Annotated in this window: 8 protein-coding genes and 1 tRNA gene; 1 reads left to right on the plus strand and 8 read right to left on the minus strand. The window is 30.1% G+C overall.

Translation table 11 applies throughout. The features are described 5' to 3' along the window. Positions 1–150: 150 nt before the first annotated feature. On the minus strand, positions 151–876 hold the full coding sequence (gene recO / locus L8D11_RS02735; protein ID WP_236870145.1) for a DNA repair protein RecO: 726 nt from the start codon (positions 874–876) through the stop codon (positions 151–153). Positions 877–882: 6 nt separating this feature from the next. Further along, complete coding sequence (gene glpX / locus L8D11_RS02740; RefSeq protein WP_236870146.1) at positions 883–1,815, minus strand: class II fructose-bisphosphatase; 933 nt, start codon at positions 1,813–1,815, stop codon at positions 883–885. Positions 1,816–1,861: 46 nt separating this feature from the next. Between glpX and rpe the strand changes: the two genes are divergently transcribed. Continuing rightward, positions 1,862–2,563: a ribulose-phosphate 3-epimerase gene (gene rpe, locus L8D11_RS02745; protein WP_236870147.1), complete on the plus strand. Its 702-nt coding sequence runs from the start codon at positions 1,862–1,864 to the stop codon at positions 2,561–2,563. Between the two features lie 64 nt (positions 2,564–2,627). On the opposite strand, the gene L8D11_RS02750 is transcribed toward rpe, so the two are convergent. The 6 genes from L8D11_RS02750 to L8D11_RS02775 form a co-directional block, all read right to left on the minus strand. Continuing rightward, positions 2,628–3,134 carry a DUF2155 domain-containing protein gene (locus tag L8D11_RS02750; RefSeq protein WP_236870148.1) on the minus strand — a complete coding sequence of 169 codons (507 nt, stop codon included), beginning with the start codon at positions 3,132–3,134 and terminating at the stop codon, positions 2,628–2,630. Next, positions 3,103–3,678, minus strand: coding sequence for an outer membrane lipid asymmetry maintenance protein MlaD (gene mlaD, locus L8D11_RS02755; protein WP_236870149.1), 576 nt, complete (start codon positions 3,676–3,678; stop codon positions 3,103–3,105). Before mlaD ends, L8D11_RS02750 begins: the two co-directional genes overlap by 32 nt. Positions 3,679–3,703: 25 nt before the next feature. Next, positions 3,704–4,066 (minus strand): NADH-ubiquinone oxidoreductase subunit NDUFA12 family protein, encoded by a 363-nt coding sequence (locus tag L8D11_RS02760; RefSeq protein ID WP_236870150.1) that lies wholly within the window; start codon positions 4,064–4,066, stop codon positions 3,704–3,706. A gap of 80 nt (positions 4,067–4,146) precedes the next feature. Next, a complete protein-coding gene (eno, locus tag L8D11_RS02765; RefSeq protein ID WP_236870151.1) occupies positions 4,147–5,382 on the minus strand; it encodes a phosphopyruvate hydratase in 1,236 nt (411 codons plus the stop codon). Between the two features lie 21 nt (positions 5,383–5,403). After that, positions 5,404–5,475: transfer RNA gene (locus L8D11_RS02770), tRNA-Cys, on the minus strand. A gap of 54 nt (positions 5,476–5,529) precedes the next feature. Next, entirely contained in the window at positions 5,530–6,255 is a 726-nt protein-coding gene (locus tag L8D11_RS02775) for a hypothetical protein (RefSeq protein WP_236870152.1), read from the minus strand. Positions 6,256–6,414: the final 159 nt, after the last annotated feature.

The raw sequence follows: 6,414 nt of genomic DNA on the forward strand, positions 1-6,414 counted from the left end.
ATTGGATATCTATGTCTGTTTGGTGTGCCCTTCATCTTTTTTGATATTTATTTTTTTAAATCCTACAATTTTATAATCTTTTATTCAATATCAGAATTTTATTCTATTTTTAACTTGACTGTGCCTGTTTTTAGGCAAAAATTCTTGAATTTAAGCTTTTTCTATATTTTGTATCAAAGACAACCTGGCCTCTGGATGTTTAATGTAATTTGGCATAAAAATAAATTTTTCTATAAAATATCCGATAAGATTTAACGCTGAAATTATATCTTGCTTGCAAATTTTTACATTATTATCAACAAAAAATTTTGGTAGTATGAATAATCTATCCTTATATTTTGCACCAACATCTTCAGTAACAACATTACCAGTTTTTGGTGAAATATATTTTAGATTATCTACAGAATTAGTTACTGCACATTTTGACCAATCCAACGCATAACCAGAGCAATTTAATAATCTAGCTTCAAAATTAATATATGCCTTATAATTTTCATTAGAGTTATCGCTAGAGCAGATAGTATGTAATAAATTTTTTGTTTCAATAAAAGTTGTTTTATTTACATCACCATCTTTTAAAGCGGCTTTTATCATTGATAATGTTGAGTTTAATATAGATATTTTGCTACTTTCAAACATAATTTCTGAAAAAATTGAATGCAAAAGCTCAATCTTTAAATACCCTAATTGTTCATTAAGCCTACTTCTCCAGTTAAATAAAACTATATTTCCTGGTATATTCTCATTCTTCTTTTTGTTTATTCTCATTAACCCTGAAATAATACCATTATTCTCTGAAAAACATTTTACAATTAAAAAATTTTCCTGAAATGGTTTTGCAGAAATTATTATTCCTATATCATCAACTTCTATCATAAAAAATTAATACCTTGTTGTTTTAACTTTATAAGACATTTTTTGAGCCGAACTTAATAGCAAAGTTTCAGTTGTAAATTTATCGTAATATTTCTGCACACCATTAACTAATAATCCATCTGTAACACCAGTTGCAGCAAAAATAACATCCTTTTTTACTAAATCTTCTATTTCATAAATTTTATTTATATCAGTAATTCCCATTGCTTTAGCTCTAAGAATTTGCTGATTATTTTTAAATACCAATCTCCCTTGCATTCTACCTCCAACACACCTTAATGCTGAAGCCGCTAAAACGCCCTCAGGAGCACCACCTGTCCCAATATATATATCAACATCATTATCAGGAATAGCTGCAGCTATAACAGCAGAAATATCACCGTCACTAATTAACCTAATTTTTGCTCCAACTGTTCTGATTTCTTCAATTATGCTTTTGTGTCTCTCCCTATCTAGCATCATTATTATTATTTCACTAGGATTGCACTTTTTGTATTTTGCTAAATTTAGTACATTTTCTTTGGCACTAAAGTTGATATCAATAATATTTTTGGGATATTTCGCACTTATTGCTATTTTTTGCATATATAAATCTGGCGCATACAAAAATGAGTTTTTAGAACTTATTGCAATAACCGCCATTGAACCATAATCTGCCCTTGCGCATATAGTAGTACCTTCAAGAGGATCAACTGCAATATCAATACTTTCTCCACCTTTACCCAATTCTTCTCCAATATATAACATTGGGGCCTTATCCCTTTCGCCTTCACCTATTGCAACTTTACCATTCATGGGTAATTTATTTAACTCCTGTCTCATAACGTCGACTGCTACTTTATCGGCAGAAACATTATCACCTTTACCAATCCAATCATAACATGCAATTGCTGTTAATTCTGTGACATTCTGAATACTGTACAGCCAACTGTTATTCATATTTATCTATGAAAAATTAAAAACTATGCTAATATTCCATCAATATATGGTAAAAAATGACCAAGCGCAAAGTATATCAAATAGCAATATGAAAAAAAATAAAATATCTGCCTCAATTCTCGCTGCTAATTTTGCGATTCTTAGGGAGGAAATAAAGAATATTTCTGACTCTGGAGCAGATTCAATTCATTTAGATATAATGGATGGTCATTTTGTGCCTAATATAAGTTTTGGAACAGGTATTGTTAAAGCTATAAAAAAAGAAAGTCGAATTCCACTAAAAACTCACTTGATGATTAGTAATCCAGAAAAATATGTTGATGAATTTATTAAAGCTGGAAGTGATACGATAATTTTTCATCAAGAAGCAGTAATTCACTGTGATCGGTTGATTGATTATATTAAAAATAAAGGAGTGAAAGTTGGTATTTCTATTATTCCTTCTACCCCAGAATCTGTGTTACAATATATACACAAGAAGCTTGATGAGATACTTATAATGACAGTTAATCCGGGCTTTGGAGGTCAGAAATTTTTAAGCAGCCAATTAAAAAAAATTCACAATATCAATTTGATGACTAATAATGCATCGAATATTGATATAGGCGTTGATGGTGGAATTAACCCAGAGACATTGAAAAAATGTGCTAAAAACGGTGCAAATCTTGCAATTGCTGGGAATTATATATTTGCTGGGAGCAATTATAAACTGAAAGTTAGTGAACTTAGGAAAAGTTTTAAAAGTTAGAATAATTCTGCAAGTTCTGTTTTTTCTGCAGTAAGAAGAAAAAGATTATGGGGACTCCTCTTCGCTATTTGAGTTTTTTTTTACAATTACAGTTACTCAGATAAACGTATTGATCATCAATTTTTGGTAAAGAAATAGAAGTGTTTTTTGAAAAAATCCACCCTCCGAAAAGTACTTTATCAGTATTTTTAATTTCAATAAAAGCAAAATTTAATGGATTTAATATATCTTTAGAATCTTTTTTACACTCTCTTAGTGCAATAATGGTTTCTTCATTAAATTTATATTCTTCATTCACTACTATTGTTACATAGCTATTTTTACCAGTATTATAGTTCAACAATCTAATCTTTGCGGAGTCACATCGTTCTAATTTCCCCTCAATTATAGGCTGATTTATTATATCAATTTCACTGTTATTTGATTTATAAATATCTTCTTCAAGAACGCTAAATGGAGAATCCAATTTTTCTTGTTGGTCGGCTGCTGCAACAGCTATCAAGCTAAATAGAAAAACTAAAACTATGCAAAATACTACTCTAACCGATTGAATTTTTTGTGCCTGAATCATTAAAGATATAATTTTGTTCGTCTGAATTTTGCTCATCTGATTTATTTTTACTTAAAAAACTGTTATCATCCATTTGACTAGAATTGTTAGAATTATTACTGTCCTTAAGACCAAATATAAATTTACTTATCATTCCTTCTAGGTTTATAGAAGACTGGGTAAACTCAATTGTGTCCTCATCTACTAATACTTTCTCTTCAGTACCAGGTGTGATTGATATATATTTATCACCTAAGATATTTGAACTTACTATTTGGGCAGAACTGTCTTCAGGTAATTTTATTTTTTCATCTAAGAGAAATTTGACCTGAGCTGAATACGTATCATAATCCAAAATTTGCGATATGACTTTTCCAATTACCACCCCACTAATTTTAACCTCACTGCCAACTTTGATACCATCTGCATTGTCAAAATTGGCATTTATCACATATTGATTGTGTTTATCTAATTTTTGTTCAGATGTCTGATAGACAAAATAACTAAAAATTACAGCTATAAAGATAACCAAAAAACCAACTATAATTTCAAAAACGTTTTTCATAAAAACTACATTGCTAATTTATAAATTATTTAGGTACCCATGCGGTATAGTCACCAGTCGATTTTGGCTTTGTCTTACTTTTTGACAAAAAATGACCTGGAGGAAAATAAGAAAATTTAGAGCCAGTCAAATTCAAATTTCTGCTTTTTCCCAATTTATGTTTTATTGATTCCTCGCCTAAAGGAGCCTTATTTTCTTGATGATGTAACCAACTATACCACTCAGCACTCACTTTAGTTGGTTCTGGTATTCCATTATACGAGACCCAGCGCATATATCTTCCAAAATACCTAGATAGTTTTTTTGATTCATAAAATATATTGCCAAATTCATCCTCACCTACTTTTTTGCCGAAAAATCTACTAAAAATTTTATTTGCTAATTCCATTGATTGCGCTTAAACATAAATATAAGGATGATTGTAGGTGAAAAATTTTTTCTTTCAATAGTAAAGTTCAGAAACATAGTTTAAGCAATTAATTCTTCAATTCTAATTAATTCATTGTATTTGCAAACCCTATCGGTTCTTGAAATTGAACCTGTTTTAATAAACGGGCTATTTGTTGCAACTGCAATATGTGCAATTGTAGTATCTTCGGTTTCTCCTGATCTATGCGATATAATATGGACAAAATTATTATTTTTCGCAAGTTCAATACTTTGCAATGTTTCTGTCAATGTTCCAATTTGATTCATTTTAATTAATATTGAATTAGCCAATTTATTATCAATTCCTGCTTGTAATTTAGCAGGATTTGTTACAAATAAATCATCTCCTACAATATTAATTTTTCCCCCTAATTTCTCATTTAATAGTTTCCATCCTTCTATATCTTTTTCGAAAAATGGATCTTCAATTGAAATAATTGGGTAACTACTGCATAAATTTTCATAAAATTTCAACAATTCAAAATTAGTAAATACGGAGTTTTCCCCCCTGAAATAATATTTACCATTCTTATATAGTTCATTTGCAGCTATATCTAAGGCTAAGCATACTTCTTCTCCAAGTTTGTAGCCAGCTAGCCCTACGGCCTGAGAAATAATGTCTAATGCTTGATTTGTGGTTTTAATATTTGGAGCAAACCCACCTTCATCACCAGTGTTAACTCTAAAAGAATTGTTTTTTAAAATTTTTTTTAGTGAGTGAAAGATTTCGCAGGCAATTTTTAAATTTTCGCTGATACTTGTGTGTTTTATTGGTACTATCATAAACTCTTGAATATCCAATCCATTATCAGCATGCGCACCGCCATTAATGATATTTAACATTGGCTTGGGTAGAGAAAAGGATTTAGCGTTATTTATAGTTTGAAATAGTTGTTTATTTTCAAAATTAGCTCTTGCTTTTGCAAATGCTATTGAGATCGATAAAATAGTATTAGCTCCAAGTTTGGATTTATTGATTGTCCCATCTAGCTCAATTAAGAAATTATCTAAAGCCTCTTGTGAGTTAAAGTGCATATTTAGCAACTTGGCTTTTATCTCATTATTAATCTTACTAACGGCATCCAAAACACCTTTGCCATTATAATTTGGAGACTTATCTCTTAATTCTATTGCTTCATAGATACCTTTTGATGCTCCGCTAGGAACTGCTGCTCGCCCAATAAAATTATTATTTACAACTAAATCTGTTTCAACAGTGGGATCACCTCTACTATCAAAAATTTGCCTGGACTTTATATGGGTTATTTTCACCAATCTTTTCAACCATAAATTATGAGGCCGAGGCCAGAATCGAACTGGCTCATAGCGGATTTGCAATCCGCTGCATTACCACTTTGCTACTCGGCCAGAGCAAGGAACAGCCTATTCCAAATAGTCGTTTTGGTCAAGAATAAACATGATTTATGAGGTATAATTATCTAATTCTTTTATAAGTGCATCTAATTCACTTATAAGAGAGGAATTGTTTAATAAACCAGGACTTATCAATTCATCAATTCCTTCATAAAAAGGTTTGCATTCGTCCCATATATTGCTACAGATTTTTGAATTTTTAATAATGTTTTCTATTTTTGCATCGTCTAAAATATTGTCAAATTTATGTACTTCTTTTAGTATGCCGTTTTCTTGAGTGACAACTATGTTCCAAAAATTACCTTTTAGAAATCTATTCGCATTAATGTTCATATCAACATCTGAAGACATTTTTATATCTAAAAGAGCAGTAGCGCTGATTTTATCATTTGTAGCCTCTGTTTTTAAATAATCCTTAATGTTTAAATTATCAAAACCTATGTTAACAACTAAAAGTGAGTGATCAGTTAAATTTTGGGTTTTGGTAATATATGACAAGCTTTCCCCTAAAGAAGATTTAGATATAAAAGAATGATCAAGATAACCTTGTTTATTTAATTCATGCGGTGGAAAATGCAATTTATCTGCTATGCAAGATTTAATAACCTCTGATAATAACATATCTTTATCAACTGTAGATGAAAAATAGTGCGTTTCTAATTTTTGTGAATTTTTAGCAGATAATAAAAGTAGCGGAACTTTACTTTCTCCCATGGTATTTTCTTCCATGGTTTTTTCAGGAGAATATTTAAATAAATTGTCTAAATAATCCAAAGTATAAGAAATTTGCATCTTGGATTTAATTGTAAAGACCATTGCATAATAGGCAGAAAGAAACATATATGATAGAATGAAAAGATAAGTACATACGAAAGAGGAGGCAAAATGTCATTTTTAGTAAGAGAAGCAGAAGAACGTATAGAGAAGAGTAAG

The sequence above is a fragment of the Candidatus Bandiella numerosa genome (genome assembly GCF_021811875.1).
Classification (GTDB): domain Bacteria; phylum Pseudomonadota; class Alphaproteobacteria; order Rickettsiales; family Midichloriaceae; genus Aquirickettsia; species Aquirickettsia numerosa_A.